General features: G+C 71.2%; 21 protein-coding genes and 1 pseudogene. 12 read left to right on the top strand and 10 right to left on the bottom strand.

Going from position 1 to position 25,934, the window contains the following annotated elements:
* Nucleotides 1-115 precede the first annotated feature (115 nt).
* The 4 genes from V4Y03_RS20140 to V4Y03_RS20125 all read left to right on the top strand — a co-directional run bounded on the left by V4Y03_RS20140 (nt 116) and on the right by V4Y03_RS20125 (nt 5,528).
* On the top strand, nt 116-1,402 hold the full coding sequence (locus tag V4Y03_RS20140; protein ID WP_332435829.1) for a sensor histidine kinase: 1,287 nt from the start codon (nt 116-118) through the stop codon (nt 1,400-1,402).
* A 170-nt stretch (nt 1,403-1,572) separates the two neighbouring features.
* Nucleotides 1,573-2,244, top strand: a complete 672-nt coding sequence (locus V4Y03_RS20135; protein ID WP_317873616.1) for a response regulator transcription factor — start codon at nt 1,573-1,575, stop codon at nt 2,242-2,244.
* 301 nt (nt 2,245-2,545) lie between these two features.
* Nucleotides 2,546-4,483, top strand: coding sequence for a 2-oxoacid:acceptor oxidoreductase subunit alpha (locus V4Y03_RS20130; RefSeq protein ID WP_317873615.1), 1,938 nt, complete (start codon nt 2,546-2,548; stop codon nt 4,481-4,483).
* Nucleotides 4,476-5,528 carry a 2-oxoacid:ferredoxin oxidoreductase subunit beta gene (locus V4Y03_RS20125; protein ID WP_317873614.1) on the top strand — a complete coding sequence of 351 codons (1,053 nt, stop codon included), beginning with the start codon at nt 4,476-4,478 and terminating at the stop codon, nt 5,526-5,528. The genes V4Y03_RS20130 and V4Y03_RS20125 overlap by 8 nt, the downstream gene beginning before the upstream one ends.
* Nucleotides 5,529-5,701: 173 nt before the next feature.
* Here V4Y03_RS20125 and V4Y03_RS20120 read toward each other — a convergent pair whose 3' ends face one another.
* Nucleotides 5,702-6,130, bottom strand: coding sequence for a winged helix-turn-helix transcriptional regulator (locus V4Y03_RS20120; RefSeq protein ID WP_317873613.1), 429 nt, complete (start codon nt 6,128-6,130; stop codon nt 5,702-5,704).
* Between the two features lie 120 nt (nt 6,131-6,250).
* On the opposite strand from V4Y03_RS20120, the gene V4Y03_RS20115 reads away from it, so the two are divergent.
* Together V4Y03_RS20115 and rarD are read left to right on the top strand one after the other, a co-directional pair.
* A complete protein-coding gene (locus V4Y03_RS20115) occupies nt 6,251-7,117 on the top strand; it encodes an SDR family oxidoreductase (RefSeq protein WP_332435828.1) in 867 nt (288 codons plus the stop codon).
* A gap of 102 nt (nt 7,118-7,219) precedes the next feature.
* The gene (gene rarD / locus V4Y03_RS20110; RefSeq protein WP_332435827.1) at nt 7,220-8,224 is read left to right on the top strand and encodes an EamA family transporter RarD; all 1,005 of its coding nucleotides are present in this window, start codon (nt 7,220-7,222) and stop codon (nt 8,222-8,224) included.
* Between the two features lie 9 nt (nt 8,225-8,233).
* Here the strand turns inward: rarD and V4Y03_RS20105 are convergent, their stop codons facing one another.
* Nucleotides 8,234-8,551 carry a DUF6401 family natural product biosynthesis protein gene (locus tag V4Y03_RS20105; protein WP_332435826.1) on the bottom strand — a complete coding sequence of 106 codons (318 nt, stop codon included), beginning with the start codon at nt 8,549-8,551 and terminating at the stop codon, nt 8,234-8,236.
* A gap of 150 nt (nt 8,552-8,701) precedes the next feature.
* On the opposite strand from V4Y03_RS20105, the gene V4Y03_RS20100 reads away from it, so the two are divergent.
* Nucleotides 8,702-9,358 carry a DUF4291 domain-containing protein gene (locus V4Y03_RS20100; RefSeq protein ID WP_317873609.1) on the top strand — a complete coding sequence of 219 codons (657 nt, stop codon included), beginning with the start codon at nt 8,702-8,704 and terminating at the stop codon, nt 9,356-9,358.
* Here the strand turns inward: V4Y03_RS20100 and V4Y03_RS20095 are convergent.
* Both V4Y03_RS20095 and V4Y03_RS20090 read right to left on the bottom strand, forming a co-directional pair.
* Complete coding sequence (locus V4Y03_RS20095) at nt 9,298-9,954, bottom strand: NADPH-dependent F420 reductase (RefSeq protein WP_317873608.1); 657 nt, start codon at nt 9,952-9,954, stop codon at nt 9,298-9,300. The genes V4Y03_RS20100 and V4Y03_RS20095 overlap by 61 nt on opposite strands.
* Nucleotides 9,955-10,082: 128 nt before the next feature.
* Nucleotides 10,083-10,700, bottom strand: coding sequence for a GNAT family N-acetyltransferase (locus V4Y03_RS20090; RefSeq protein ID WP_317873607.1), 618 nt, complete (start codon nt 10,698-10,700; stop codon nt 10,083-10,085).
* A gap of 82 nt (nt 10,701-10,782) precedes the next feature.
* On the opposite strand from V4Y03_RS20090, the gene V4Y03_RS20085 reads away from it, so the two are divergent.
* Both V4Y03_RS20085 and V4Y03_RS20080 read left to right on the top strand, forming a co-directional pair.
* Entirely contained in the window at nt 10,783-11,586 is an 804-nt protein-coding gene (locus tag V4Y03_RS20085; protein ID WP_332435825.1) for a GNAT family N-acetyltransferase, read from the top strand.
* A 240-nt stretch (nt 11,587-11,826) separates the two neighbouring features.
* Nucleotides 11,827-13,137, top strand: a complete 1,311-nt coding sequence (locus tag V4Y03_RS20080; protein WP_332435824.1) for a M28 family metallopeptidase — start codon at nt 11,827-11,829, stop codon at nt 13,135-13,137.
* 144 nt (nt 13,138-13,281) lie between these two features.
* On the opposite strand, the gene V4Y03_RS20075 is transcribed toward V4Y03_RS20080, so the two are convergent.
* Together V4Y03_RS20075 and V4Y03_RS20070 are read right to left on the bottom strand one after the other, a co-directional pair.
* Nucleotides 13,282-14,481, bottom strand: a complete 1,200-nt coding sequence (locus V4Y03_RS20075; protein WP_332435823.1) for a LolA family protein — start codon at nt 14,479-14,481, stop codon at nt 13,282-13,284.
* A 116-nt stretch (nt 14,482-14,597) separates the two neighbouring features.
* Nucleotides 14,598-15,608 carry a polyprenyl synthetase family protein gene (locus V4Y03_RS20070; RefSeq protein ID WP_317873603.1) on the bottom strand — a complete coding sequence of 337 codons (1,011 nt, stop codon included), beginning with the start codon at nt 15,606-15,608 and terminating at the stop codon, nt 14,598-14,600.
* A 227-nt stretch (nt 15,609-15,835) separates the two neighbouring features.
* Here V4Y03_RS20070 and V4Y03_RS20065 point away from each other — a divergent pair, with 227 nt between their 5' ends.
* Complete coding sequence (locus V4Y03_RS20065) at nt 15,836-17,329, top strand: peptide MFS transporter (RefSeq protein ID WP_332435822.1); 1,494 nt, start codon at nt 15,836-15,838, stop codon at nt 17,327-17,329.
* A gap of 9 nt (nt 17,330-17,338) precedes the next feature.
* Nucleotides 17,339-19,336, top strand: coding sequence for a CocE/NonD family hydrolase (locus V4Y03_RS20060; protein ID WP_332435821.1), 1,998 nt, complete (start codon nt 17,339-17,341; stop codon nt 19,334-19,336).
* A 30-nt stretch (nt 19,337-19,366) separates the two neighbouring features.
* On the opposite strand, the gene V4Y03_RS20055 is transcribed toward V4Y03_RS20060, so the two are convergent.
* Nucleotides 19,367-20,695 (bottom strand): peptidase, encoded by a 1,329-nt coding sequence (locus V4Y03_RS20055; RefSeq protein ID WP_332435820.1) that lies wholly within the window; start codon nt 20,693-20,695, stop codon nt 19,367-19,369.
* 290 nt (nt 20,696-20,985) lie between these two features.
* Here V4Y03_RS20055 and fahA point away from each other — a divergent pair, with 290 nt between their 5' ends.
* Nucleotides 20,986-22,212: a fumarylacetoacetase gene (gene fahA, locus V4Y03_RS20050; RefSeq protein ID WP_332435819.1), complete on the top strand. Its 1,227-nt coding sequence runs from the start codon at nt 20,986-20,988 to the stop codon at nt 22,210-22,212.
* Here fahA and V4Y03_RS20045 read toward each other — a convergent pair.
* The 3 genes and pseudogenes from V4Y03_RS20045 to V4Y03_RS20035 all read right to left on the bottom strand — a co-directional run.
* Nucleotides 22,213-22,488 (bottom strand): annotated as a pseudogene (locus V4Y03_RS20045) (carbohydrate-binding protein); the annotation flags it as partial.
* A 184-nt stretch (nt 22,489-22,672) separates the two neighbouring features.
* The gene (gene nuoN, locus V4Y03_RS20040; RefSeq protein WP_332435818.1) at nt 22,673-24,334 is read right to left on the bottom strand and encodes an NADH-quinone oxidoreductase subunit NuoN; all 1,662 of its coding nucleotides are present in this window, start codon (nt 24,332-24,334) and stop codon (nt 22,673-22,675) included.
* Nucleotides 24,331-25,932, bottom strand: coding sequence for an NADH-quinone oxidoreductase subunit M (locus tag V4Y03_RS20035; protein WP_332435817.1), 1,602 nt, complete (start codon nt 25,930-25,932; stop codon nt 24,331-24,333). Before V4Y03_RS20035 ends, nuoN begins: the two co-directional genes overlap by 4 nt.
* Between the last annotated feature and the right edge of the window lie 2 nt (nt 25,933-25,934).

Raw genomic sequence — 25,934 nt, 5'->3', positions numbered from 1 at the left:
AGGTAGGGAAAACCCCCGCCCACAGACGCCCACCCGCCTCATGGTCCGGCGGGGCGTGAGACGGAAGCCTGGAACACGTAACCCCGACCCTCCCTGAGCAGAGAAGGACCCCGCGATGGCCTCCCACCGACTCCCCGCCGCGATCCGCGCGCCGTTCGAGGCCCGCACCTGGCGTGCCCTCCTCTACGTGCTGATCGGGCTGCCGCTCAGCGTCTGCTGGTTCGCGCTCTCCATCGCGTTCGTGTCGGCCGGGGCCGGGCTGCTCATCACCTTCCTCGGGGTCCCGATCCTGGCCGGGGCGCTCGCGATGTGCCGGGGCTTCGGCGCGGTGGAGCGGGCCAGGGCGCGCGGGCTGCTCGGTCTTGACGTGCGGGCGCCGGAGCCGGTCCGGGGCCGGACGGGCGGTGCGTTCTCCTGGATGGGTGCGATGCTGAAGAGCGGGGCTTCGTGGCGGCACCTGCTGTACGCGGTGCTGCACATGCCGTGGGCGGTGTTCTCGTTCTCGGTGACCGTGGCGTTCTTCGCCTGGGGCTGGAGCCTCTTCACGTACCCGCTGTGGCAGTGGGTCTTCCCCATGTACGCCGGGCAGGCCGGTCTCCAGCTGTACGGCGACGGGTCCCACAACCTCTACCTCGACTCCCCCTTCGAGATCGCCGTCACCAGCCTCGTCGGTCTGCTGTTCGTGATGGCCGGGCCGTGGCTGCTGCGCGGCTTCGTCTCCGTCGACCGGCTGCTGGTCTCCGGGCTGCTCGGCCCGTCCCGCCTCGCCTCCCGTGTGACCGAGCTGGAGTCGGACCGGGGCGTGGTCGTCGACACCGCCGCGGCCGACCTGCGGCGCATCGAGCGCGATCTGCACGACGGCGCGCAGGCCCGGCTGGCGGCGCTCGCCATGGATCTGGGGCTCGCGAAGGAGAAGCTCGCGGAGGACCCGCAGGCGGCCGCGGTGCTGGTCGGCGAGGCGCACGGCGAGGTGAAGCTCGCGCTCCAGGAGCTGCGGGACCTGGCGCGGGGCATCCACCCGGCGGTTCTCACCGACCGGGGGCTCGACGCGGCGCTGTCGGCGGTGGCGTCGCGGTGCGCGGTGCCGGTGTCGGTGGACGTGGACCTGCCGGCACGGCCGGTGCCCGCGATCGAGGGGATCGCGTACTTCGCGGTGTCGGAGCTGCTGGGGAACGTCACGGCGCACGCGCGGGCGCGGCGGGCGTGGGTGGACGTGTGGCGCACCGGGGACCGGCTGATGCTCCAGGTGCGGGACGACGGCGTGGGCGGCGCGGAGGCGTCCGCCGGGCGGAGCCTGGCGCGGCTCTCGGACCGGATCGGCGCGGTGGACGGGGTCCTGGCGGTGGACTCCCCGGCGGGCGGCCCGACGACGGTGACGGTGGAACTGCCCTGGCGGGCGTGACGCCGGCGGGCGACGGACCGACCGCCCTGGAACGGAGACCGCCCCGGGGCGGTCTCCGTTCGGTCGCGCCCGGGTCCCCCGCAGGCCCCCCGACCCTGCGATGCTGGCCGGGTCGCAGCAAGACTCGGACAACAGGGCAATGGGGGCTGTACGGCGTGGGTGTGCAAGACGTGGCGAGTCGGGTTCGGGTGGTCATCGCCGAGGATTCCGTGCTGTTGCGGGAGGGGCTGACCAGGCTTCTGACCGATCTGGGCCACGAGGTCGTGGCCGGCGTGGGGGACGGTGACGCGCTCGTCGAGACCGTCGCCGGGCTCGCGTCCGAAGGTGCGCTGCCGGATGTGGTGGTGGCGGACGTGCGGATGCCTCCGACGCACACCGACGAGGGGGTGCGGGCGGCGGTGCGGCTGCGCAAGGAGCATCCGGGACTGGGTGTGCTGGTGCTGTCGCAGTACGTGGAGGAGCAGTACGCCACCGAACTCCTGGCCGGTTCCAGCCGGGGTGTGGGCTATCTGCTGAAGGACCGGGTCGCGGAGGTCCGCGAGTTCGTGGACGCGGTCGTGCGGGTCGCCCGGGGCGGTACGGCGCTCGACCCCGAGGTCGTGCAGCAGCTGCTCGGCAGGAGCCGTCAGCAGGACGTGCTGGCGAACCTGACCCCGCGCGAGCGGGAGGTCCTGGGTCTGATGGCCGAGGGCCGGACGAACTCGGCGATCGCGAAAGCGCTGGTCGTGAGCGACGGCGCGGTGGAGAAGCACATCAGCAACATCTTCCTGAAGCTGGGCCTCTCGCCGAGTGACGGCGATCACCGCCGGGTACTGGCGGTGTTGACGTATCTGAAATCCTGACGATCTGACACTCTGTCAGATGACACGGAGACCGGAGGGCCGGCCGGCCGCACCCGAGGGTCCTAGACCCAAAGGATGAGGCGGAATCCGACTTTCCGGAACACTCCGGGTGGCGACAGAACGTGACAATTCAGGGCAAGAGGGCGTCTCAAAAAGAGGTCCACGATGTGAGAAGTCCCGGGAGGGCCCTCCTTACCGTCGTAGGGTGGGCCTCGGGACGGACGGTGATCGGCCGACCGCATCCCGAGCCTTCTCCCGCCTCCGGCGGAGAGTCCCCTTGCCGCGAGGGAGGTCCAGTTCAGTGACCAGCCAGGTCAGTAGCGAGGCCGGTGAGGCCTTGCTCGGGGAGCAGCGCAGCGCCCCGGCGAAGCCGCACCACGGCACCGAGAAGGAAGTGCGCCGGCTCGACCGGGTGATCATCCGCTTCGCGGGTGACTCCGGCGACGGCATGCAGCTCACGGGTGACCGGTTCACCTCGGAGACGGCGTCCTTCGGGAACGACCTCTCCACGCTGCCGAACTTCCCGGCCGAGATCCGGGCACCCGCCGGAACCCTGCCGGGTGTCTCGTCCTTCCAGCTGCACTTCGCCGACCACGACATCCTGACGCCGGGCGACGCCCCGAACGTGCTGGTCGCGATGAACCCCGCCGCCCTCAGGGCGAACATCGGGGACGTGCCGCGCGGTGGCGAGATCATCGTCAACACCGACGAGTTCGCCAAGCGCGCCATGGCGAAGGTCGGATACGCGACCTCGCCGCTCGAAGACGGTTCGCTGGACGGCTACCGGGTCCACCCGGTGCCGCTCACCACGCTGACCGTCGAGGCGCTCAAGGACTTCGGCCTGTCCCGGAAGGAGGCCGAGCGCTCCAAGAACATGTTCGCGCTCGGACTGCTCTCCTGGATGTACCACCGGCCGACCGAGGGCACCGAGACGTTCCTGCGGCAGAAGTTCGCCAAGAAGCCCGCCATCGCGGAGGCGAACATCGTCGCCTTCCGGGCCGGCTGGAACTTCGGCGAGACCACCGAGGACTTCGCCGTCTCGTACGAGATCGCCCCCGCGACCCGCGCCTTCCCCACCGGCACCTACCGGAACATCTCGGGGAACCTGGCCCTGTCGTACGGTCTTGTCGCCGCCGGCCGCCAGGCCGACCTGCCGCTCTACCTGGGCTCGTACCCCATCACCCCGGCCTCGGACATCCTCCACGAGCTGTCCAGGCACAAGAACTTCGGCGTGCGCACCTTCCAGGCCGAGGACGAGATCGCCGGCATCGGCGCCGCGCTCGGCGCGGCCTTCGGCGGCTCGCTCGCCGTGACGACGACCTCCGGCCCCGGTGTGGCGCTCAAGTCGGAGACGATCGGCCTGGCGGTCTCCCTGGAGCTGCCGCTGCTGATCGTCGACATCCAGCGCGGCGGCCCCTCCACGGGCCTGCCCACCAAGACCGAGCAGGCCGACCTCCTCCAGGCCATGTACGGCCGCAACGGCGAGGCGCCGGTCCCGGTCGTCGCCCCGAGGACGCCCGCCGACTGCTTCGACGCGGCGATCGAGGCCGCCCGGATCGCGCTCACGTACCGCACGCCGGTCTTCCTGCTCTCCGACGGCTACCTCGCCAACGGCTCCGAGCCCTGGCGCGTCCCGGACGTCGACGAGCTGCCCGACCTGCGGACGCGGTTCGCCACCGGGCCGAACCACACGCTCGACGACGGCACCGAGGTCTTCTGGCCGTACAAGCGCGACCCGGAGACCCTGGCCCGCCCCTGGGCCGTGCCCGGCACCCCCGGCCTCGAACACCGCATCGGCGGCATCGAGAAGCAGGACGGCACCGGAAACATCTCGTACGACCCCGCGAACCACGAGTTCATGGTCCGCACCCGCCAGGCCAAGATCGACGGGATCGACGTCCCCGACATCGAGGTCGACGACCCGGACGGCGCGACCACCCTGGTCCTCGGCTGGGGTTCCACCTACGGGCCCATCACGGCGGCCGTCCGCCGCCTCAGGGTCGCGGGCAGCCCCGTCGCCCAGGCCCATCTGCGCCACCTCAACCCCTTCCCGAAGAACCTCGGGGAGGTCCTGAAGCGGTACGAGAAGGTCGTCGTCCCCGAGATGAACCTCGGCCAGCTCGCCACCCTCGTCCGGGCGAAGTACCTCGTCGACGCCCGCAGCCACACACAGGTCAACGGGATGCCGTTCAAGGCCGAGCAGCTCGCCGCCGTCCTCAAGGAGGCCATCGATGCCTGAGCCCCTCCTCAACCTGGTGCCCAGGGCCGAGGCCCAGCAGTCGATGAAGGACTTCAAGTCCGACCAGGAGGTCCGCTGGTGCCCCGGCTGCGGTGACTACGCCGTCCTCGCCGCCGTGCAGGGCTTCATGCCCGAACTGGGCCTGGCGAAGGAGAACATCGTCTTCGTCTCCGGGATCGGCTGCTCCTCCCGCTTCCCGTACTACATGAACACCTACGGGATGCACTCCATCCACGGCCGCGCCCCGGCCATCGCGACCGGCCTCGCCACCTCGCGCCGCGACCTGTCGGTGTGGGTGGTGACCGGCGACGGCGACGCGCTCTCCATCGGCGGCAACCACCTCATCCACGCGCTGCGCCGCAACGTCAACCTCAAGATCCTGCTCTTCAACAACCGGATCTACGGCCTCACCAAGGGCCAGTACAGCCCCACCTCCGAGGTCGGCAAGATCACCAAGTCGACGCCGATGGGCTCGCTCGACGCGCCCTTCAACCCGGTGTCGCTGGCACTCGGCGCGGAGGCCTCCTTCGTGGCCCGTACGGTCGACTCCGACCGCAAGCACCTCACCGAGGTGCTGCGGCAGGCGGCCCAGCACAACGGCACCGCGCTCGTGGAGATCTACCAGAACTGCAACATCTTCAACGACGGCGCCTTCGAGGTCCTCAAGGACAAGGACCAGGCCAAGGAAGCCGTCATCCGTCTCGAACACGGGCAGCCGATCCGCTTCGGCGCCGAGAACGAGAAGGGCGTCGTCCGCGACCAGGCCACCGGAGACCTCCAGGTCGTCACGGTCACCCCGGAGAACGAATCCCGGATCCTCGTCCACGACGCCCACGGCGCCTCCCCCACCACCGCCTTCGCGCTCTCCCGCCTCGCCGACCCGGACACCCTCCACCAGACCCCCATCGGGGTGTTCCGGTCGGTGGACCGGCCGGTCTACGACACGCTGATGGCGGAGCAGCTGGAGACGGCCGTGGAGCAGCAGGGCAAGGGCGATCTGAGCCGGCTCCTCGCGGGCAACGACACCTGGACCGTGGTCGGCTGACACCGCGACACCAGGGGCCCGGTCCGCACCGCGGACCGGGCCCCTCTCATGTCCCCTCCGCCGCCTCCCGCGCCTTCCTGGCGGCGGACGCCCCCGCTCCTGGCCCGCGTCCTTCCTGGCGCCGCTCGGATCGGTCGTACGCAGAAGGGCTCCAGCTCACCCCGCACACAACATCATCGGGACGAAGCGGTGGCACTCCCACGATGCGCCGCGGCCTCGCGCCGGGCCTCGTCGTAGCGGGCGCGGGCCTCCTCGACCTCCGGGACCCGGCGGTCGGTCCAGCGGGCGAGTTCCCAGACCTGGCGGGCGGCCTCCTCGCCGAGGGCGGTGAGGCTGTAGTCGACGCGGGGCGGGATGACGGGCTTGGCGTCGCGGTGGACGAAGCCGTCGCGCTCCAGGGTCTGGAGGGTCTGCGTGAGCATCTTCTCGCTGACGCCGCCGACGTGCCGCCGCAGCTCGCTGAAGCGGTACGAGCGCTCCCGCAGCGAGATCAGGATCAGGACGCCCCAGCGGCTGGTGACGTGCTCCAGGACGAGCCGGGCCGGGCACATGACGCCGTCGACATCGGCGAGCAGACTCTTCGGTTCCTCACTTACTTCCATACCAGTACCTTACTTCAAAGTGGGTACTTACGAAACGAAAGTGCCCGACGTACGGTGAGTACCGGTGAGCGCCCCACCCGCCCGAGCCCACCGCACCCCACCGGAAAAGGAAGCCGCACCATGAGCATCGTCGTCACCGGAGCCACCGGCCTGCTCGGCCGCCTCGTCATCGAGGACCTCCTCGCGACCGTCCCCGCCGAGTCCGTCGTCGCCGTCGTCCGGAACAAGGAGAAGGCCGCCGACCTCGCGGAGCGCGGTGTCGAGCTGCGGATCGCCGACTACAGCCGCCCGGAGACCCTCGCGGAGGCCTTCGAGGCCGGCGACCGGGTGCTCCTGATCTCGGGCAGCGAGGTCGGGCAGCGCGTGCCCCAGCACACCGCCGTGATCGACGCGGCCAAGGCCGCGGGCGTCGCCCAGCTCGCGTACACCGGCGTCCTCGGCGGCCCGGAGGCCGACTTCGACCTCGCCGCCGAGCACCGGGAGACCGAGCGGCTGATCCTCGCCTCCGGGCTGCCGTACACCTTCCTCCGCAACGGCTGGTACACCGAGAACTACACCGCCAACCTCGCCCCCGTGCTTGCCCACGGCGCCGTCGTCTCCAACGCAGGCGAGGGCCGGATCGCCTCCGCGACCCGCGCCGACTTCGCCGCCGCCGCGGCGGCCGTCCTGGCCGGCCCGGCCGAGGAGCACCTGAACAAGGCGTACGAGCTGAGCGGCGACACCGCCTGGTCGCTCGCCGAGTACGCGGCCGAGGTCGCCGCGCAGTCCGGCCGGGAGATCGCGTACAACAGCGTTTCCGCCGAGGCCCACCTCGAAATCCTGACCGGCGCCGGGGTCCCGCCCTTCTTCGCCGCGATCCTCGTCGACGTCGACCGGGCCGTCGAGCGCGGCGCGCTCGCCCGGCAGACCGGCGACCTGGCCCGGCTGATCGGCCGCCCGACCACCCCGATCGCCGTGACGATCAAGGAAGCACTCGCGGCTTCCTGAGCACCTCACCGCCGTCATGACCGTATTGCGGTACGGGCATGACAACCCGCCCGGTGCGGCGCTACCTTCGACAGGACAGCGCGGCTCAGGGCGGGAGGTCCGGTGAAGACGGATAACGAGGAACGAGCAGGATTGCTCTACGGGATCGGCGCCTACGGCATGTGGGGACTGGTCCCGCTCTTCTGGCCGCTCCTCAAGCCCGCCGGGGCGGTCGAGATCCTCGCCCACCGGATGGTGTGGTCGCTGGCCTTCGTCGCCCTCGCCCTGCTCGCCGTACGCCGCTGGGGCTGGATACGCGAGCTCGTCCGCAGCCCGCGCAAACTCGGCCTGATCACCGTCGCCGCCGCCGTCATCACGGTGAACTGGGGCCTCTACATCTGGTCCGTCAACACGGGCCATGTCGTCGAGGCCTCCCTCGGCTACTTCATCAACCCGCTCGTCACCATCGCCCTCGGCGTCCTCGTCCTCCAGGAACGGCTGCGCCCCGCGCAGTGGGCGGCGGTCGGCGTCGGCTTCGCCGCCGTCCTGGTCCTCGCGATCGGCTACGGAAAGCCGCCCTGGATCTCGCTGACCCTCGCCTTCTCCTTCGCCGTCTACGGCCTGGTGAAGAAGAAGGTCAACCTCGGCGGCCTGGAATCGCTCGCCGCCGAGACAGCCGTCCAGTTCCTGCCCGCCCTCGGCTACCTCGTCTGGCTCGGCACCCGGGGCGACCTGGCCTTCGGCTCCCACGGCGGGGGTCACACGGCCCTGCTCGTGGCCACCGGCATCGTCACGGCGGCCCCGCTCGTCCTCTTCGGGGCGGCGGCGATCCGCGTGCCCCTGTCGACGCTCGGCCTCCTCCAGTACCTGGCGCCGACCTTCCAGTTCCTGCTGGGCATCCTCTACTTCCACGAGGAGATGCCGCCGGAGCGCTGGGCGGGCTTCTCGCTCGTCTGGCTGGCGCTGACCCTCCTCACCTGGGACGCCCTGCGCACGGCGCGGCGCAGCCGGGCGGCGGTGGAGGCGGCCAAGGCGGAGGCAGCGCAGGCGGAGGCGGAGGCGGCGCAGGCGGCTGCCGTCGTCCCGGCGCCGGTGGACACCGCCGCCGTACCGCCGGCCACCCGCTGACCCCGGCCGTCACGCGTCCAGGAGGCCGTACTCCCGGATCAGCCAGCAGACCGCCGTCAGGCGCAGGGTCGCGAAGTCGTGGCCGACGGGTTCGGTCCAGTCGGCCCCGGTGAGCCAGTCCGTGAACCCGAGGACGTAGTCGGCCAGTTCGTCCCGCCGCAGGGCCGGGCCGCCCGGCCCCCGCTGGGCCGGGACCAGGGCGTCACGCACGGCGGCGGCGTGCTGGTCGACGGCGGCCACGAGCCCCGGCTCGGAGGGGAACTCCGCGAGCCGGGGCATGTACGTGGCGGCGACATCGGTCAGCGGGCAGCCGGGCGAATCGTTCATCCCTCCACATTAGGGGCGTATGGGGGCGGTCAGGCCGTGACCTTGGTCGCACACTCGGGGACCTCGGGGGCGTACGCCGATCCCGTGCGCCCGCCCGAGCCCCGGAAATACGGTGGCCCTCCCCCGCCGGCCCGCCGCACCCTGGGACGCATGGAAGAACCGAAGTACCGGATCCGTGCGCTCCACACCGCCCGGACGATCACCGTCTACCAGGCGTACCGTCCCGAGATCGGTGTGGCGGCGGCCCGGGAGGGTCGCTTTCCGGCCAGCTGGAAGCGGGACCGGATGACGTGGATCAAGCCGTCGTTCCTGTGGATGATGTACCGCTGCGGCTGGGGGACGAAGGAGGGCCAGGAGACCGTCCTCGCCGTGGAGATCGACCGCGAGGGCTTCGAGTGGGCCCTGCGGAACGCCTGCCTCTCCCACTACGAACGCGGCTTCCACCCCGACCGGGCCGACTGGAAGCGGCAGTTGAGGGAGTCGCCGGCCCGGGTGCAGTGGGACCCGGAACGGGACCTGGGCCTACGGGCGCTCCCGTACCGTTCGCTCCAGCTCGGACTGTCGGGCGAGGCCTCCCGGCGGTACGCGGACGAGTGGACGGTCGCCGTCACCGACGTGACCCCGCTCGCCCGCCGGATCCACGAGCTGGCCCGGGCGGGCGAACGGGACGCCGCGCGGCTGCTGCTGCCCCGGGAGGAGCCGTACCCGGAGACCCCGGGGCTGCTGGACCGGGTGCGCGGCCGGGCTTACGCCGGCGGGGCGGTGACCACCGAGAAGTTGAAGTCGCCGGTGCCGAGCGTCCCGTAGAGGCGCAGCCACAGCGGCAGCAGCAGCTCGACGCCCCGCGCGCTCGTCAGGTCACCGAGGTCGATGATCCGGTCGGCGGGCCAGCCGAAGGAGCCGAGCAGGTCCGCGACGACGGCCTTGGCGGCCTCGTCGTCGCCGCTGAGGAACACGTTGTGGTGCCCCGGGACGCGGCCGGGCTCGACCATGACGGCGTTCGCCATGGTGTTGAGCGTCTTGACGACGCGCACCTCGGGGAAGGCCTTCTGGAGCTGCTCGGCGAGGCTGCCGCCGTCGGGGGTGACGACGGTGGGCGGCATGCCGCCGGAGAAGTCGAGCGGGTTGGACACGTCGACGAGGACCTTGCCGCGCAGGTTCGCCGCGCCGGCGGCCTCCAGGACGGCCAGGGAGACGAGACCGCCGGTCGCGTTCACCACCAGCTCGGCGGAGGCGGCGGCGTCGGCGAAGGTGCCGTGCGCGCCGCCGGTCGCCCCGGCCCATTTCACGGCCTCGGCGTTGTCCGCCGTACGGGAACCGAGGGTGACCTCGTGCCCGAGGGAGACGAGCTTGGTGGCGAGCCGGCGGCCGACCTCACCGGTTCCGAGTACGGCGATCTGCATGACGTGCGCTCCTTCGGAGGGGACGACGACCCGGGAAGGCCGACCCTATGCGGTACGGGACGGATCCGCCGTCCCGGAACCGTCCCGGGGCGTCCCGGGCTCGCGTCCCCTCGCGTCCCCTCGGCCCGTCAGGCCGTGGGGAGGTCCCGGGGCGGGCGGCGCATGGCCCACAGGGTGGGTCCGCCGCCCGGCAGGGCGACCTCACCGAGCACGGCGAAACCGAAGTGCTCGTACACGGGGAGGTTGTCGGGCTTGGAGGATTCCAGGTAGACGGGCAGACCGGCCGCGTCGGCCTGGGCGAGGCCGGAGCGCAGGAGCGCGGACCCGTGGCCCTGGCCCCGGGCGGCGGGGTCGGCGCCGATCACGGCGAGGTACCAGTGCGGCTCGGGCGGGGTGTGGGCTGCGGCGCCCTCGACGGCCTGGCGGAAGAGGTCGGCGCGGTCACCGAGGATGTCGGCGAGTTCCTGGACGGTCCCGGCGTCGGGGACGGCCTTCTCCTGCCCCTCCGGGGCGACCCAGAACGCGGCGGCGGCGTCGGTGCGCTCGCAGACGCCGTGCAGTCCGTACTGCCGGGTGAGGAGGGTGGTGAAGTACCGCCCGAGACCGGCCTCGCGGGAGGCGTCGTCGGGGAAGAACCAGCGCATCATCGGGTCGTCACCGAAGGCACGGGCCAGGGTGCGGCTGACCATCGGCGCGTCGTCGACCGTTGCCGTTATCGGTGTGTTCGAGGTAGGCATACGAGTCATTCTGCACGCTGAATGATCTTGTTCGGGAGGCGGGGGTGGGGACGTACGCGCACCGCCGCCGGAGGGAAGGAAGGATCGGCGGATGAATGACGAGGATCCGTTGCTGGGCCGCGCCCGCCGCCTGTGGGAGGCGCTGGCCGCCGCACCCGTCTCGTTCGCACCGTCGGGCGGGGTGAGCGTCGTGGTGTCGCCGGAGTCGGGGCTGTGTCCGCCGTCGTGGGTGGGCGTGGTGATGCTGGGGAACGCGGCGATCGTCACCGCACCGACGGAGGCGGCGGCGCGGGCGTGGAAGCGCGGGACGGCGGGTGCGCCGGTGGAGTCGCTGGTGAGCGCGGAGGCGGTACGGGGGATGGTGCACATGACGGACGCACTCGGCCCGGCCACGCTGGCGTACGCGTCCCCTGAGGACTTCCGCCCGTGGACGGCGGGTGCGGTGGGTCCGGCGGGTGCGGTGGTCGAGGAGGTGCGGGCGGGGAGCGAGGAACTCCGGGCGCTGGTGGGGTCGGTGGGGCGGGAGGACGCGGACGAGAGCGGCATACAGGAGATCACGTCTCCGGCGTTCGTCGTACGCGGAGAAGGTGGCGGAGGGAACGGCGGGGCAGGGGCGGACGGTGCGAGCGGGGGGAACGGCGGGGCCGCCGTCATCGCGGCGGCGGGATATCGGACGTGGCCGGAATCGACGGCGCACATCAGTGTGCTGACGGCCCCGGGGCACCGAGGTCGCGGACTGGCCAGGCGGACGGCCTCGGCGGCGGTGGCACGCGCGCTGGAGGCTGGGCTGATGCCCCAGTGGCGGGCCCGGACGGTGGAATCGCGCGCGGTGGCGAGGGCGCTCGGGTTCAGGGAGCTGGGGATGCAACTGAGCGTCCGGCTCGACGAGTTCTAGGGGTGCGACCGGAGCTTTCACCCCAACCACCCACCCCCACAGGGGAGTTCATCGACCTTCTCCGTCCGCTGAGCGAACGCCCCTGACCGGTTTCCGCTCTTGACGCAGAGTCAAACTCTCGTTGAACATTCAGCACGCACTCGCACAGCACTCGTACAGCTCCAGCGCCTCGTGGCACCCCAGCCCGAGGCGTCTCGCACGTTCCGTCCCATCCCCGTTCGGAATCCGGAGCCCCCACAGATGAACATCTCCGTGCACAGACGCGTCACCGTGGCCGCCGCCCTCGCGGCGCTCGCTCTCGGCGGACTGACCGGCACCACCGCCTCCGCCAGCCCCACCGGCGCCACCGCCGCGCCCGACATCCCGCTCGCCAACGTCAAGCAGCACTTGACGGACCTCCAGGCCATCGCCACCGCCAACGGCGGCAACCGCGCCCACGGCCGTACCGGCTACAAGGCCTCCATCGACTTCGTGAAGGCCAAGCTCGACGCCGCCGGCTACACCACCACGCTCCAGCAGTTCAGCTACAACGGCGCCACCGGCTACAACCTCATAGCCGACTGGCCCGGCGGCGACCCGAACCAGGTCATCATGTCCGGTTCGCACCTCGACTCGGTGACCGCCGGCCCCGGCATCAACGACAACGGCTCCGGTTCCGCCGCGATCCTCGAAGCCGCGCTCGCCGTCTCCCGCGCCCAGCTCCAGCCCACCAAGCACCTGCGCTTCGGCTGGTGGGGCGCCGAGGAGCTCGGGCTCGTCGGGTCGAAGTACTACGTCAACAACCTGCCCGCCACCGAGCGTTCGAAGATCAGCGGCTATCTGAACTTCGACATGATCGGCTCGCCGAACCCGGGCTACTTCGTCTACGACGACGACCCGACGATCGAGCAGACCTTCAAGGACTACTACGCCGGGCTCGGCATCCCCACCGAGATCGAGACCGAGGGCGACGGCCGCTCCGACCACGCCCCGTTCAAGAACGTGGGCATACCCGTCGGCGGGCTCTTCTCCGGCGCCGACTACACCAAGACCGCCGCCCAGGCGCAGAAGTGGGGCGGTACGTCCGGTCAGGCCTTCGACCGCTGCTATCACGCGTCCTGCGACACCACGGCGAACATCAACGACACCGCCCTGGACCGCAACGCGGACGCCATCGCCTACGCGATCTGGAACCTGTCCACCGGGTCGACGACCCCGCCGACCGGCACGGTCTTCGAGAACACCGCCGACGTCGCCGTCCCGGACAACGGCGCCGCGGTGACCTCCTCCGTGACCGTCGCCGGCATCACGGGCAACGCGCCGTCGACCCTCAAGGTCGGCGTGGACATCGTCCACACCTGGATCGGGGACCTGGTCGTCGACCTGGTCGCCCCCGACGGCTCGGTCTACAACCTGCACAACCGGACCGGCAGCGGCACGGACAACATCGTCCAGACCTACACCGTGAACGCCTCCTCCGAGGTCGCCAACGGCGTCTGGAAGCTCCGCGTCCAGGACAAGGCCGGGTCGGACACCGGCTACATCAACGGCTTCAAGCTGACCTTCCCGTAAGGCCGAGCCAGTAAGCCAGGCCCGTAAGGCCGAGCCCGTGAGCCGGGCCCGTAAGGGCCGGCCCTCGAAGGCCGGCCCGACGTAGAACTCCCGGGTGGGTCGGTGACCATCGCCCCCGACCCGCCCGGGGTCCCAACCACTCCGCTACTTACCGGCGTTCGCCGCGTCCACCAGGGCGTCCTGCGTCACCGCGCCGACGTAGACCCTGCCGTCGTCGGTGAGGAGCGCGTTCACCAGCTTCGTCTTGAAGACGGTGCCCGAGCCGAACTTCCCGGTGACCTTGTCGCCGAAGGAGTCCAGGAAGCCCTGGATCTCCTTCGGCGCCTCGTCCGTCTTCGGCGCCGGCGCCCCCGTGTCGAGCTTCGCGATCGTCGTCCAGCCCTCGCCGATGACGTTCATGCCCTCACCGGAGCCGCCGAAGACCTTCCCGAAGCCGGGGAAGCCCTCCTCGAAGCCCTCGGGAAGCTTCCCGTGGCCCCCGGCCTCCCCGCCTGCCTCCTCCGCGGCCTTCTCCGCGGCGCCCTCCGTCACCTTCGCGCCCTTCGGCGCCGTGAAGGTGAACTCCGAGGCGGCCGGCTTCCCGAAGTCGACCTTCGTGAAGCCCGCGTCGACGACGGGCTTGCCGCCCTCGACCGAGGAGAGGGTGAACTTCAGCGGGGTGCCGTTCGCCGCGTCCACGGCGATCTTCACCGACTGGACCATGGAACCGGACTGCTTCGGCTTGATGACCAGCTGGTACGCGTCCCGGCCCGCCACCTTCGCCGTACCGTCGACCGTGATCGACGTGGTGTCGCCGGCCGCCTTCAGGACCTCGTCCGCGAGCTGCTTGGGCGTGCCGGGCAGCTCCTCGCCCTTCTCCGCGCCGTCGCCGGCGACCCCGGTGCCCTTCTCGTGGAAGGCCTCGTTGGACTTGCTGTCGTAGCCCCAGACGTCGTCGCCGTTGTGGATCAGGCTGTACTCGTCGGAGCCGTCGATCAGGGTGAGCTTCTGGCGGTCGGGGCCGTCGGCCGCGACGCGCAGCGTGTGGCTGCCCGAGATGAGCTGGGTGAGCTTCTCGGACGGGTCGGCCGAGGCGGAACCGCCGCCGCCGCCGAGACCCGAGGTCAGGCCCGAGGTCAGCCCGCCGAGGGACGGCAGCCCCAGGTCGGTGGAGATCTTGAACGTGCCGGACAGCGTCTGGGTGTCCGAGGCGGCGATCTTCTCGATGAGCTGCTGGGCCGTGATCTCGGGCAGGTCGGGGTCTCCGGACGCCGCCAGTGCCGGTACGAGTCCGATGGTCGCCGCCGCGACTCCTGCCACCGCGACCGGGACGATGAACCGGCTCGCCTTACGGGTCTCTGCCATGGTCTCCGCTACCTCCGTTGTCGATGGGTCCATCTCACCAACTCGGAGGCCCGGAAACGTCAGCCCCCGGGATCAACCTCACGTACTGCTTCGGGATGACCCGACCCTGAGAGGAACTAGCCCGCCCGGTGGACCACCGCGTCGCACATCTCCGCGAGCGCCGCCTTCGCGTAGCCGTCGGGCAGCGGTGCGAGCATCGCGCGCGCCTCCTCCGCGTACCGCACGGTGACCCGGCGGGCCTGCTCGAGGGCGGGGTGGGCGCGCAGCCGGCGCAGGGCCTCGGCGTGGCGCTCGTCGTCGCTGAGGTCGCCGTCGATCAGGGCGACGAGTTCCAGGTCCTCGGGGCGCCCGTGGGCGAGCGCGGCGGCCCTCAGGTGGAGTACGGGCAGGGTGGGGACGCCCTCGCGCAGGTCGGTGCCGGGGGTCTTGCCGGACTCGTGGGAGTCGGAGGCGATGTCGAGGATGTCGTCGGCGAGCTGGAAGGCGACGCCGAGCCGTTCGCCGTACTGGGTGAGGGTGTCGACGACGCTCTCGTCGGCGCCGGACATCATGGCGCCGAAGCGGCAGGCGACGGCGACGAGCGAGCCGGTCTTGCCGCCGAGGACGTCGAGATAGTGGTCGACGGGGTCGCGGCCGTCCGTGGGTCCGGCGGTCTCCAGGATCTGGCCGGTCACGAGCCGTTCGAACGCCTCGGACTGGATGCGTACGGCCTCGGGGCCGAGGTCCGCGAGCGTGTGCGAGGCGCGGGCGAAGAGGAAGTCACCCGTGAGGACGGCGATGGAGTTGCCCCAGCGCGTGTTAGCACTGTCGACGCCGCGGCGCACGTCGGCCTCGTCCATGACGTCGTCGTGGTAGAGCGTGGCCAGGTGGGTGAGCTCGACGACGACGGCGGAGGGCACGACGCCCGGCGCGTAGGGGTCGCCGAACTGGGCGGCGAGCATCACGAGCAGGGGGCGGAAGCGCTTGCCACCGGCGAGCACGAGGTGCTGGGCGGCCTCCGTGATGAACGGGACATCGCTCTTGGTGGCGTCCAGGAGGCCCGCCTCCGCAGCCGCCAAACCGGTCTGGACATCGGCCTCAAGAGCCTGGTCCCGCACGCTAAGACCGAACGGCCCGACGACGGTCACGAGGGGGTCTCCTGTCTGCTGACGCCTGCTGACGATCGCACGGATCGTCCACGCGGATGGTTGGACTGGTCGGACTGTGCGCGATCACACGGATTGTCGATGTGTCGCTCGATTCACTCAAGCCAGCGTATCCGGTCACCTTTCGATCACCGTGGGCGCCTTCCCGTCGCCCCCGGTATGTTCGTGATCAGCTCATACGACCAGGAGTAGGCGTTTTGTCCCGAACAATGATCGACACCGACACGAACGGCGAGCAGCCTCCCCCCGAGGACGACCACGCCTTCCTCGGACAACCACGGGGTCTGCTCACCCTCTCCGGCCTGGAGGTCTGGGAGCGGTTCTCGTTCCTGGGCATGCAGGCCATCCTCGTCCTGTACTTCGCGGCCACCGTGGCCGACGGCGGACTCGGCATGGCGGCCGGCACCGCCGCCTCGGTCTCCGCCGCCTACGGCACGCTCGTCTACCTGGTCTCGGTGGCGGGCGGCTGGCTCGCCGACCGCATCCTCGGCTCGTACCGCGCGGTCCTCTGGGGCGGCATCCTGATCGCCTGCGGCCATTACGCCATGGCGGTGCCGGCCGCCGCCATGACCTGGGTGGGCCTCGGCCTGATCAGCGCGGGCACCGGACTGCTCAAGCCGAACGTGGCGACCATGGTCGGCAAGCTGTACCGCACGGACGACGAGCGCCGGGACGCCGGTTTCGCGCTCTACTACATGGCGATCAACATCGGCGCGTTCGCCGGCCCGCTGATCACCGGCTGGCTCGCCGACCACAAGGGCTACCACTGGGGCTTCTCCGCCGCCGCGCTCGGCATGACCCTCGGCCTGATCCAGTACGTCGCCGGCCGGCGTCACCTGGCCGGGCGCAAGCACTCCGCCGAATTCGCGCTCGCCCCCGAGGCCATGCGGCGGGCGGTCCGGCTGATGGCCATCGGCGCGGTCGTCGTGGCCGTCCTCGCCACGGCCCTGGCGCTCGCGGGCTGGCTGACCATGGGCCGCTTCGTGGACGTGCTGACGGTGATCTCGGTGATCGCCCCGGTCGTCTACTTCTGGGTGATGTTCACCAGCCCCCGGGTCACCGCCGAGGAGCGCGGGCGCCTCAAGCCGTACATCGTGCTGTTCCTGGCCTCGGTCGTCTTCAACTTCATCCTCTTCCAGGCGTACTCGACGATGATCCTGCTGGCCTCCACCAACGCCCGTACGACCATCCTCGGCTTCGACTTCCCGGCCGGCTGGTACGCCTCCGCCCTCGGTGCCTTCGAAGTGGCCCTGGCGCCCGTGGTGGCCGCCGTCTGGGCCCGGATGGGGCCCCGGCAGCCGCACGCCTCCAACAAGATCGCCTTCGGTGTGATCCTCGGCGGTCTGTCGTTCCTCCTGATGGTCCTGCCGACCTCCGGCCACGCCGACGACACCTACCAGATGGCCGCCTGGTGGATCGTGGGCTCGTACCTGCTGCTCGGCCTCGGCGACGTCCTCCTGGAGACCTCCGGGATGTCCGCGACCAGCAAGCTCGCCCCGAAGGCCTTCTCCAGCCAGACGATGTCGCTCTGGTTCCTCTCCCTGGCGCTCGCCAACGGCATCCAGGCGCAGACCGTGAAGCTCTACGACGAAGTCTCCAAGCCCGTCTACTTCGGCGTGAACGGCGCCGTGGCCGTCGCCGTCGGCCTCGCCGTGATCGCCCTGGCGCCGTGGCTGCGCCGCACCATGTACCCCGTCCACTAGGGAGCCGAGATGAAGATCCGTACCGACTTCCCGTACGAGACCCGCCACGACGACGTCCTCATCCCGCTCCCGGACGGGACCGAGCTGTACGCGCGCGTGTGGCGGCCGCTCACCGACGAGCCCGTACCGGCCCTCCTGGAGTACCTGCCGTACCGCCTCACCGACTGGACCGCGCCCCGCGACCGGCAGCGCCACCCCTGGTACGCGGGCCACGGCTACGCCTCCGTACGGGTCGACGTCCGCGGCCACGGCAACAGCGAGGGCCTGCCCGGCGACGAGTACGACCCGGTCGAGCTGGCCGACGGCGTCGCCGTCGTGAACTGGCTCGCCGAACAGCCCTGGTGCACCGGCAAGGTCGGCATGTTCGGCATCTCCTGGGGCGGCTTCAACTCCCTCCAGATCGCCGCCCTGGCCCCCGAACCGCTCAAGGCGATCGTCACCGTCTGCTCCACCGACGACCGCTACGACAACGACGTCCACTACATGGGCGGCTCCGTCCTCGCCGTCGACATGCACGCCTGGGCCGCCACCATGCTCGCCTTCGTCTGCCGGCCCCCGGACCCGGAGTACGTGGGAGAGGAGTGGCGCGAGCGCTGGCTGAAGCGCCTGGCGGCCGTGGAGCCGCTCATCCACACCTGGCTCTCCCACCAGACCCGCGACGCCTACTGGAAGCACGGCAGCGTCTGCGAGGACTACGGCGCGATCCGGGCCGCGGTCCTCGCCGTGGGCGGCTGGCACGACCCCTACCGGGACACCGTCCTGCGGCTCGCCCACCACCTCCCCCAGGACCGGGTGCGCGGCATCATCGGACCCTGGTCCCACCAGTACCCGGACCGCGGTCTGCCGCCGGGGCCCGCCATCGGATTCCTCCAGGAGACCCTGCGCTGGTGGGACCACCACCTCAAGGGCGCCGACAACGACGTGATGGCCGAACCGCTGCTCCGCTCCTGGATCAGCGACTCGCACCTGCCCGCGACCGTCTACGAGGAGCTGCCGGGCCGCTGGGTCACCGACCCCTCCTGGCCCTCCCCGAACGTCACCCCCGTCACGTACGCCTTCCAGGGCGCGCCCGTGGTCGTCGACTCGCCGCAGCAGACCGGGCTCGACGCCGGGCGCTTCTTCCCCTTCGGCAACGACGCCGACCTGCCGCCCGACCAGCGCGACGAGGACGCCCACTCGGCCTGCTTCGATTTCCCCGTGCCGGAGGACGGCGGTCCGGTCGAGATCCTGGGCCGTCCGTCGGTCAGCCTCTCGCTGCGCACGGCCGCGCCCACCGGGCAGGTCATCGCCCGGCTCTGCGACATCGCCCCGGACGGTTCCTCCACCCTGGTCACCCGGGGCGCGCTGAACTTCTCCGCCCGGTACGGCCGTGACCGGGCCGTGGAGGCGCAGATCGGCGAGACGGAGAGCTTCGAGTTCGAGCTGAACGGCATCGGGCACGCCTTCGCGCCCGGCCACCGGGTGCGGCTCGCGGTCTCCTCCACGTACTGGCCGTGGATCTGGCCGCAGCCGGACGCGGCGGGCTTCACGCTCGACCCGGCGGGCTCCTCCCTGACCCTGCCCGTACGCCGTCCCACGCGGGACTCCGTGACGTGGGAGGAGCCGGAGCAGTCCGAGCCGCTCGGCGTGGTCTACCCGCGCACCCTGGAGGAGCCGCGTCCGGAGCGGCTGGTGGTCAGGGACGTGGCGAAGGGCGAATGGACCCTGGAGGTCGACCCGAAGTACGGCGGTACGCGGGTGTACCCGGACGGCCTGGAGTTCACCGAGGACGCGGTGGAGACGTACACGATCGACGAGAGCGGCCCGCTGTCCGCCCGGACCCGCTCGGAGTGGTCGGTCCGGCTGCACCGGCCGGAGCTGGCCTGGGACGTCACCGTGGACACCCGCTCGGAGATCTCCTGCGACGCGGACGAGTTCCTCACCACGAACGAGGTGGTGTGCAAGGAGGGCGGCGAGGTCGTCTTCCACCGGACGTGGGAGAAGCGGATCCCCCGTACGGCGGGCTGAACTCGCTCGTACGGGGGATCCGGGGCCGGGTTACGCGCCGGCGCCGGCCTTGCGGCGGCGGGCGACGACCAGCGCGCCGGCGCCGAGGGCGACGGCCGCGGCGGCGGCGAAGCCGAGCGGGAGGGTGTCGTTCGCACCGGTGGCGGCGAGGGCGCCGTTCACCGGGGTGTTCGAGCTGCCGCCCTGGCCGGTGGTGTTGGTGTTGCCACCGGTACCGGTGGGCGCCGGGGTGGTGGTCGACGGGGACGGCTTCGGGGTGGGCTTGGTGCCCTTGGCCGCGAGGATGTCGAACTCGACGGTCGCGTAGTCCTCGCTGCTGCCGCAGGAGCCGTCGTTCTTCTCGTACGCGCCGACGGCGAAGGCGACGCCCTTGCCGGCCGGGGTCTCGGCGTCGACGGTGAGGCGCAGCTTCACGTCGGCCTTGCCACCCTTGGCCAGCTCACCGATGGTGATGGCGTCCTCGGTCTCGGCGGAGAGCTTCGTCCACGCCGGGTGGGAGGCGGAGGACCACTCGAAGGTGAGGAGGTCGTCGAAGAACTCCCCCTCCTCCTCGTCGGTCTCGCCGTCGGGGCCCGTGATGTTCAGGGCGGCGGCGTAGGCCTGGACGGCCTTGAGGGTGTGGTCGGTGGTGTTGCTGACGCGCAGGGAGAAGAGCGCGGTGGTACCGGCGGTGACCGACTTGGGCCCGGTCATGGAGACCTTGACGGCGTCGTCCTCGGGGCACTCGTCGGGGCCGCCCTGCTCGAACTCCTCCAGGGCGGCTTCGGCGTCGGCGAGTTCCTTCTCGGCCGTCTCGATGGCCTTGTCGAGCTGGCTGACCTTCCGGGCCAGCGCGACCCTCGCGTCGTCGCAGGCGGTGACGGCGTTCTTCTCGCGGAGTTCGGCGGCGGCCGTGCCGGCGACGGCCTCCTCGACCCCCGCCTTCGCGGTGGTGACGGCGGCGTCGGCCGCCGCCTTCTGCTCATCGGTGGCGTCGGCGGGCAGGTCCTTCACGGCCTGCTCGGCCGCGGCGAGCGTCTCGTCGGCGGCGGTCTTCGCGGCCTTGGCGGCCTTCACGGCCTCCTTCGCGGCGGCCAGCTCGGTCTTCAGAGCCGGGTCGATGTCGTCGTCCTCAAGGTCCTTCACGGCGGCCTTGCGGTCGGCCTTCAGCGCCTTGAGCTTCGCCTCCGCCTTCTCGACGGCGGCGACCAGCTTCTCGTACTCGGCGAAGTCGTCGCCGTCGGGGTCGTCCTGCGTGGTGCCCTGGGTGTGGCCGGGCACGGCCGGGCCGGCCGCGAACGCGGGGGCGGCCGAGAGGAATACGACCGGGGTGGTCACAGCGGCGGCCACGGCGGTCGCGAGAATGCGGCGAATCTTCACAGTGCGGGACCTTTTTCCTGGTCAGGGAGGGGTGAGAGCAATGCGGGGCGCGCACTCGCGGTTGCTTCACGCGGCGCGACGCCTCCGTGATCGTATGGCGGGGAACACCCTTGCGGGAGGCCTGTTTTCCCAGCTCGGGGCGGGGTCCGACGCCTACCGGGACCGAATATCCGCTCAAGTCGGACAGTTGCCCACGGAGGCCGCACTTTCTGTGTGATCCATGTCATCCGCGTCCGATGGCCCGCCCCGTAACGTGTCCCCCACACCCGTGGAAAGCGAGGCAAGCACCGATGTCCGAGCACAGCCCGCTCGACCTGGCCGAGGGCGATCCCTTCGGCCCGCACAACCTCCCGTACGGCGTCTTCTCCACCGCCGACGAGCCCGGCCGGCGCCGGCTCGGCGTCCGGATCGGCGGGCACGTGCTGGACGCGGGTGCCGCGGCGCACGCGCTCGGCTCCCCGTACGCGGCGCTGCTCGACCGGCCGAGCCTCAACCCGCTGCTCGCGGCCGGGCGGACCGCCTGGCGCGATGTGCGCAGGGCGCTCACGGCCTGGGTGACGGTGCCGGCGCACCGCGCGGACATCGAGCCGCTGCTGCACCCGCTGGACGCGGTGACGCTGCACCTGCCGTACGAGGTCGCGGACTACGTCGACTTCTACGCGAGCGAGCACCACGCGACGAACGTGGGCAAGATCTTCCGTCCCGACGGCGACGCGCTCACCCCCAACTGGAAGCACCTGCCGATCGGTTACCACGGGCGTGCGGGCACCGTCGTGGTCTCCGGCACCGATGTCGTACGGCCCTCCGGGCAGCGCAAGGCGCCCGCCGACGCCGCCCCGGTCTTCGGCCCCTCGGTCAAGCTGGACATCGAGGCGGAGGTCGGCTTCCTGGTCGGCACCCCGTCGGAGCTGGGCGCGCCCGTGCCCCTGGCGGACTTCCGGGAGCACGTCTTCGGTCTGACGCTGCTCAACGACTGGTCGGCGCGCGATGTGCAGGCCTGGGAGTACGTGCCGCTCGGCCCGTTCCTCGGGAAGTCGTTCCAGACCTCGGTGTCGGCGTGGGTGACGCCCCTGGAGGCGCTGGACGCCGCCAGGACCGCGCCGCCCGCGCGGGACTTCCCGCTGCTTCCTTACCTGGACGACGCGGCCGAGGAGGAGCCGGGCGGCTTCGACCTGCGGATCACGGTGGAGATCAACGGCGAGGTGGTGGCGGAGCCGCCGTTCTCCACCATGTACTGGACGGCCGCGCAGCAGCTCGCGCACATGACGGTGAACGGCGCCTCGCTGCGCACGGGTGACCTCTACGGCTCCGGGACGGTGTCCGGCCCCGAGGTGGACCAGCGCGGTTCGCTGCTGGAACTCACCTGGAACGGCCGGGACGCCCTCGAACTGGCCGGTGGCAAGCGGACGTTCCTGGAGGACGGCGACGAGGTCGTCCTGACGGCCTGGGCTCCGGGCCCGGACGGCACGCGGGTGGCGCTGGGCGAGGTCCGGGGCCGGATCGTTCCCCGCGCCTAGCTACAGCGCCCGCCAGAGGGCGGGGACGTAGGGCGGCTCCCAGCCGGTCTGGCCCGTGTGCGCCTGGAGGCACACATGGGCCAGGCCGCCGTAGGTGACCTGGTCGCCCGCCCGGTAGGCGGTCCCGGCGGCCCAGCTGCCGCCGGGCGGCCGGGTGGTCGCGGTGGCCGTGGGGGTGGGGCTGGGGCCGGGGTCCTGCGGCACGTTCAGGACGACGTCGAAGGCCGCCTCCTTCGCGGCGCCCGCGTCCCGCACGTTCATGAGGAGCCGGGCGTCGAGATGGCACGGGCACCTCCGATGGGTCACCCCCGCGTGCGGTACCCCCGCGGGGCGGACCGGAAGTTCGACGGCCCGTGAAGTGCCCCTGACCGGAACCCGGCGCTCGGAGCGCCGCCCACCGGAACCCGGGCACGCGGAAGGGCCCGGCTCGCCCCCGAGCCGGGCCCCTCGCGCGTGGCGTCTACCGGACGAAGACGCTCGCCTGGTTGGCCAGGTCCAGGAAGTACTGCGGCGCGAGGCCGAGCACCAGGGTGACCGCCACACCCGCCGTGATGGTGATCGTCGTCAGCGCCGACGGCACGGCGACCGTGGGGCCGTCCGCCTTGGGCTCGCTGAAGAACATCAGCACGATCACCCGGATGTAGAAGAACGCGGCGATGGCCGAGGAGATCACACCGATCACGACGAGCGCGCCCGCGCCGCCCTCCGCCGCCGCCTTGAAGACCGCGAACTTCCCGGTGAAGCCGGAGGTCAGCGGGATGCCGGCGAAGGCGAGCAGGAAGACCGCGAACACCGCCGCGACGAGCGGCGAACGGCGCCCGAGCCCGGCCCACTTGGAGAGGTGGGTGGCCTCGCCGCCCGCGTCCCTGACCAGCGTGACCACGGCGAACGCGCCGATGGTCACGAAGGAGTAGGCGCCCAGGTAGAACAGGACCGACGAGATGCCGCTCGGGGTGGCCGCGATGACACCCGCGAGCAGGAAGCCCGCGTGCGCGATCGAGGAGTACGCGAGGAGCCGCTTGATGTCGGTCTGGGTGATGGCGACGATCGCACCGCCCAGCATGGTGACGATCGCGACGCCCCACATGACCGGCCGCCAGTCCCAGGTGAGGCCGGGCAGCACCACGTACAGCAGGCGGAGCAGCGCGCCGAACGCGGCGACCTTGGTCGCGGCGGCCATGAAGCCGGTGACCGGGGTCGGGGCGCCCTGGTAGACGTCCGGGGTCCACATGTGGAACGGCACGGCGCCGACCTTGAAGAGGAGCCCCGTGAGGACCATCGCGAAGCCGATGAGCAGCAGCACGTCGTTGCCCATGGTGTCGGCGAGCGCCGGGTTCACGGAGGCGATCGAGCCGTCGACGACCTGGGCGATGGTGGCGTACGAGACGGAGCCCGCGTAGCCGTAGAGCAGGGCGATCCCGAAGAGCAGGAAGGCCGAGGAGAAGGCGCCGAGCAGGAAGTACTTGACGGCCGCCTCCTGCGACATCAGCCGCTTGCGGCGGGCGACGGCGCAGAGCAGGTACAGCGGGAGGGAGAAGACCTCCAGGGCGACGAAGAGCGTCAGGAGGTCGTTGGCGGCCGGGAAGACCAGCATGCCGGCGATGGCGAAGAGGGCGAGCGGGAAGACCTCGGTGGTGGCGAACCCGGCCTTGGTCGCGGCCCGTTCGTGGTCGCTGCCGGGGACGGCTGCGGCATCGGCGGCGAAGGAGTCGATCCTGTGGCCGTGGTCGGCCGGGTCGAGCCTGCGCTCGGCGAAGGTGAAGATCGCGACGATCGAGGCGAGGAGAATGGTGCCCTGGAGGAAGAGGGCGGGCCCGTCGACGGCGATGGCGCCCATGGCCGCGATGTGGGCCTTGGTGGAGCCGTAGCCGCCGGCGGCCAGGGCGACGATCGCGGCGAACGCGGCGACGAGCGCCACGACGCTGAGGAAGACCTGGCTGTGGTAGCGGCCCTTGCGGGGCACGAAGGCCTCGACGAGGACGCTGATGAGCGCGGCACCGAGCACGATGAGTACGGGCGAGAGCTGGGTGTACTCGATGTGGGGTGCCGGGATCTTGTCCAGCGGCTCGGCTGCGGTCGTCCACAGGCTGTGGACAGAGGATGCGACGGCGGATGTGCTCACTTGGCCGCCTCCACCTTCTGAATAGGCACAGAAGGCTGGGGATCCTTCTGCTGGACGTCGGACATGGTGTGCTGCACGGCCGGGTCGACGACGTCCGTCAGCGGCTTCGGGAAGACCCCGAGGAAGATCAGGACGGCGATCAGCGGGACGACCACCGCCAGTTCACGCACCCGCAGGTCGGGCAGCTCCCGGACCTCCTCCTTCACCGGCCCGGTCATCGTCCGCTGATAGAGGACGAGGGTGTAGAGCGCGGCGAGGACGATGCCGGTGGTGGCGATGACACCGGCCACCGGATACCGGGCGTATGTGCCGACGAGCACCAGGAACTCGCTGACGAACGGCGCGAGTCCGGGCAGCGACAGGGTCGCGAGCCCGCCGATCAGGAAGGTGCCGGCGAGCACCGGGGCGACCTTCTGCACCCCGCCGTAGTCGGCGATGAGCCGCGAGCCGCGCCGGGAGATCAGGAAACCGGCGACGAGCATCAGGGCGGCGGTCGAGATGCCGTGGTTGACCATGTAGAGCGTGGCACCGGACTGGCCCTGGGTGGTCATCGCGAAGATGCCCAGGACGATGAAGCCGAAGTGCGAGATCGACGCGTAGGCGACCAGCCGCTTGATGTCCCGCTGGCCGACCGCGACCAGCGCCCCGTAGACGATGCTGATGAGGGCGAGGACGACGATCGCGGGCGTGGCCCACTTCGACGCCTCGGGGAAGAGCCCGAGGCAGAAGCGGAGCATCGCGAAGGTGCCGACCTTGTCGACGACGGCGGTGATGAGGACGGCGACCGGGGCGGTGGCCTCCCCCATCGCGTTCGGGAGCCAGGTGTGCAGCGGCCAGAGGGGCGCCTTCACCGCGAAGGCGAAGAAGAAGCCGAGGAACAGCCACCGCTCGGTGCTGGTCGCCATGTCGAGCGTGCCGTTGGCGCGCGCCTCGGCGATCTCGGTGAGCGAGAAGTTCCCCGCGACCACGTAGAGCCCGATGACGGCGGCCAGCATGATCAGGCCGCCGACCAGGTTGTAGAGGAGGAACTTGACGGCCGCGTATGAGCGCTGGGCCGCCGCGTTCTCGTCGGAGCCCGTGTGGGCGCGGTCGCCGAAGCCGCCGATGAGGAAGTACATCGGGATGAGCATGGCTTCGAACAGGATGTAGAAGAGGAAGACGTCGGTGGCCTCGAAGGAGAGGATCACCATCGCCTCGACCATGAGGATCAGGGCGAAGAAGCCCTGGGTGGGACGCCAGCGCCTGGAGGAGGTCTCCAGGGGGTCGGCGTCGTGCCAGCCGGCGAGCACGATGAACGGGATCAGCAGCGCGGTGAGCGCGATGAGCGCCACCCCGATGCCGTCCACGCCGAGTTCGTACCGGACGCCGAAGTCCTTGATCCAGGAGTGGGACTCGACGAGCTGGTACCGCTCGCCGCCGGGCTCGAACCGTACGAAGACGACGGCGGCGAGCACCAGCGTGGCGAGCGAGACCAGCAGCGCCAGCCATTTGGCGGCGGTGCGGCGGGCGGCGGGGACGGCGGCGGTGAGGATCGCACCGACCGCCGGAACCGCCGCCGTCACCGTAAGGAGCGGAAAGACTGTGCTTGTTCCAGACATCT

This window comes from Streptomyces sp. P9-A4, from assembly GCF_036634195.1.
In the GTDB taxonomy this organism is placed as follows: Bacteria; Actinomycetota; Actinomycetes; order Streptomycetales; family Streptomycetaceae; genus Streptomyces.
The sequence above is the reverse complement of the archived record's forward strand: the minus strand, read 5'-3'. Positions and strand labels throughout refer to the sequence as shown.

Bases quoted from the DNA above. Each gene is read 5' to 3' on its own strand.
- V4Y03_RS20065 (WP_332435822.1), top strand. From the start codon at position 15,836: ATGATCGACACCGACACGAACGGCGAGCAGCCTCCCCCCGAGGACGAC.
- V4Y03_RS20095 (WP_317873608.1), bottom strand. From the start codon at position 9,954: ATGCAGATCGCCGTACTCGGAACCGGTGAGGTCGGCCGCCGGCTCGCC.
- V4Y03_RS20140 (WP_332435829.1), top strand. From the start codon at position 116: ATGGCCTCCCACCGACTCCCCGCCGCGATCCGCGCGCCGTTCGAGGCC.
- fahA (WP_332435819.1), top strand. From the start codon at position 20,986: ATGTCCGAGCACAGCCCGCTCGACCTGGCCGAGGGCGATCCCTTCGGC.
- V4Y03_RS20105 (WP_332435826.1), bottom strand. From the start codon at position 8,551: ATGAACGATTCGCCCGGCTGCCCGCTGACCGATGTCGCCGCCACGTAC.
- V4Y03_RS20125 (WP_317873614.1), top strand. From the start codon at position 4,476: ATGCCTGAGCCCCTCCTCAACCTGGTGCCCAGGGCCGAGGCCCAGCAG.
- V4Y03_RS20085 (WP_332435825.1), top strand. From the start codon at position 10,783: ATGAATGACGAGGATCCGTTGCTGGGCCGCGCCCGCCGCCTGTGGGAG.
- V4Y03_RS20080 (WP_332435824.1), top strand. From the start codon at position 11,827: ATGAACATCTCCGTGCACAGACGCGTCACCGTGGCCGCCGCCCTCGCG.
- V4Y03_RS20075 (WP_332435823.1), bottom strand. From the start codon at position 14,481: ATGGCAGAGACCCGTAAGGCGAGCCGGTTCATCGTCCCGGTCGCGGTG.
- V4Y03_RS20060 (WP_332435821.1), top strand. From the start codon at position 17,339: ATGAAGATCCGTACCGACTTCCCGTACGAGACCCGCCACGACGACGTC.
- V4Y03_RS20100 (WP_317873609.1), top strand. From the start codon at position 8,702: ATGGAAGAACCGAAGTACCGGATCCGTGCGCTCCACACCGCCCGGACG.
- V4Y03_RS20120 (WP_317873613.1), bottom strand. From the start codon at position 6,130: ATGGAAGTAAGTGAGGAACCGAAGAGTCTGCTCGCCGATGTCGACGGC.
- V4Y03_RS20090 (WP_317873607.1), bottom strand. From the start codon at position 10,700: ATGACTCGTATGCCTACCTCGAACACACCGATAACGGCAACGGTCGAC.
- V4Y03_RS20035 (WP_332435817.1), bottom strand. From the start codon at position 25,932: ATGTCTGGAACAAGCACAGTCTTTCCGCTCCTTACGGTGACGGCGGCG.
- V4Y03_RS20115 (WP_332435828.1), top strand. From the start codon at position 6,251: ATGAGCATCGTCGTCACCGGAGCCACCGGCCTGCTCGGCCGCCTCGTC.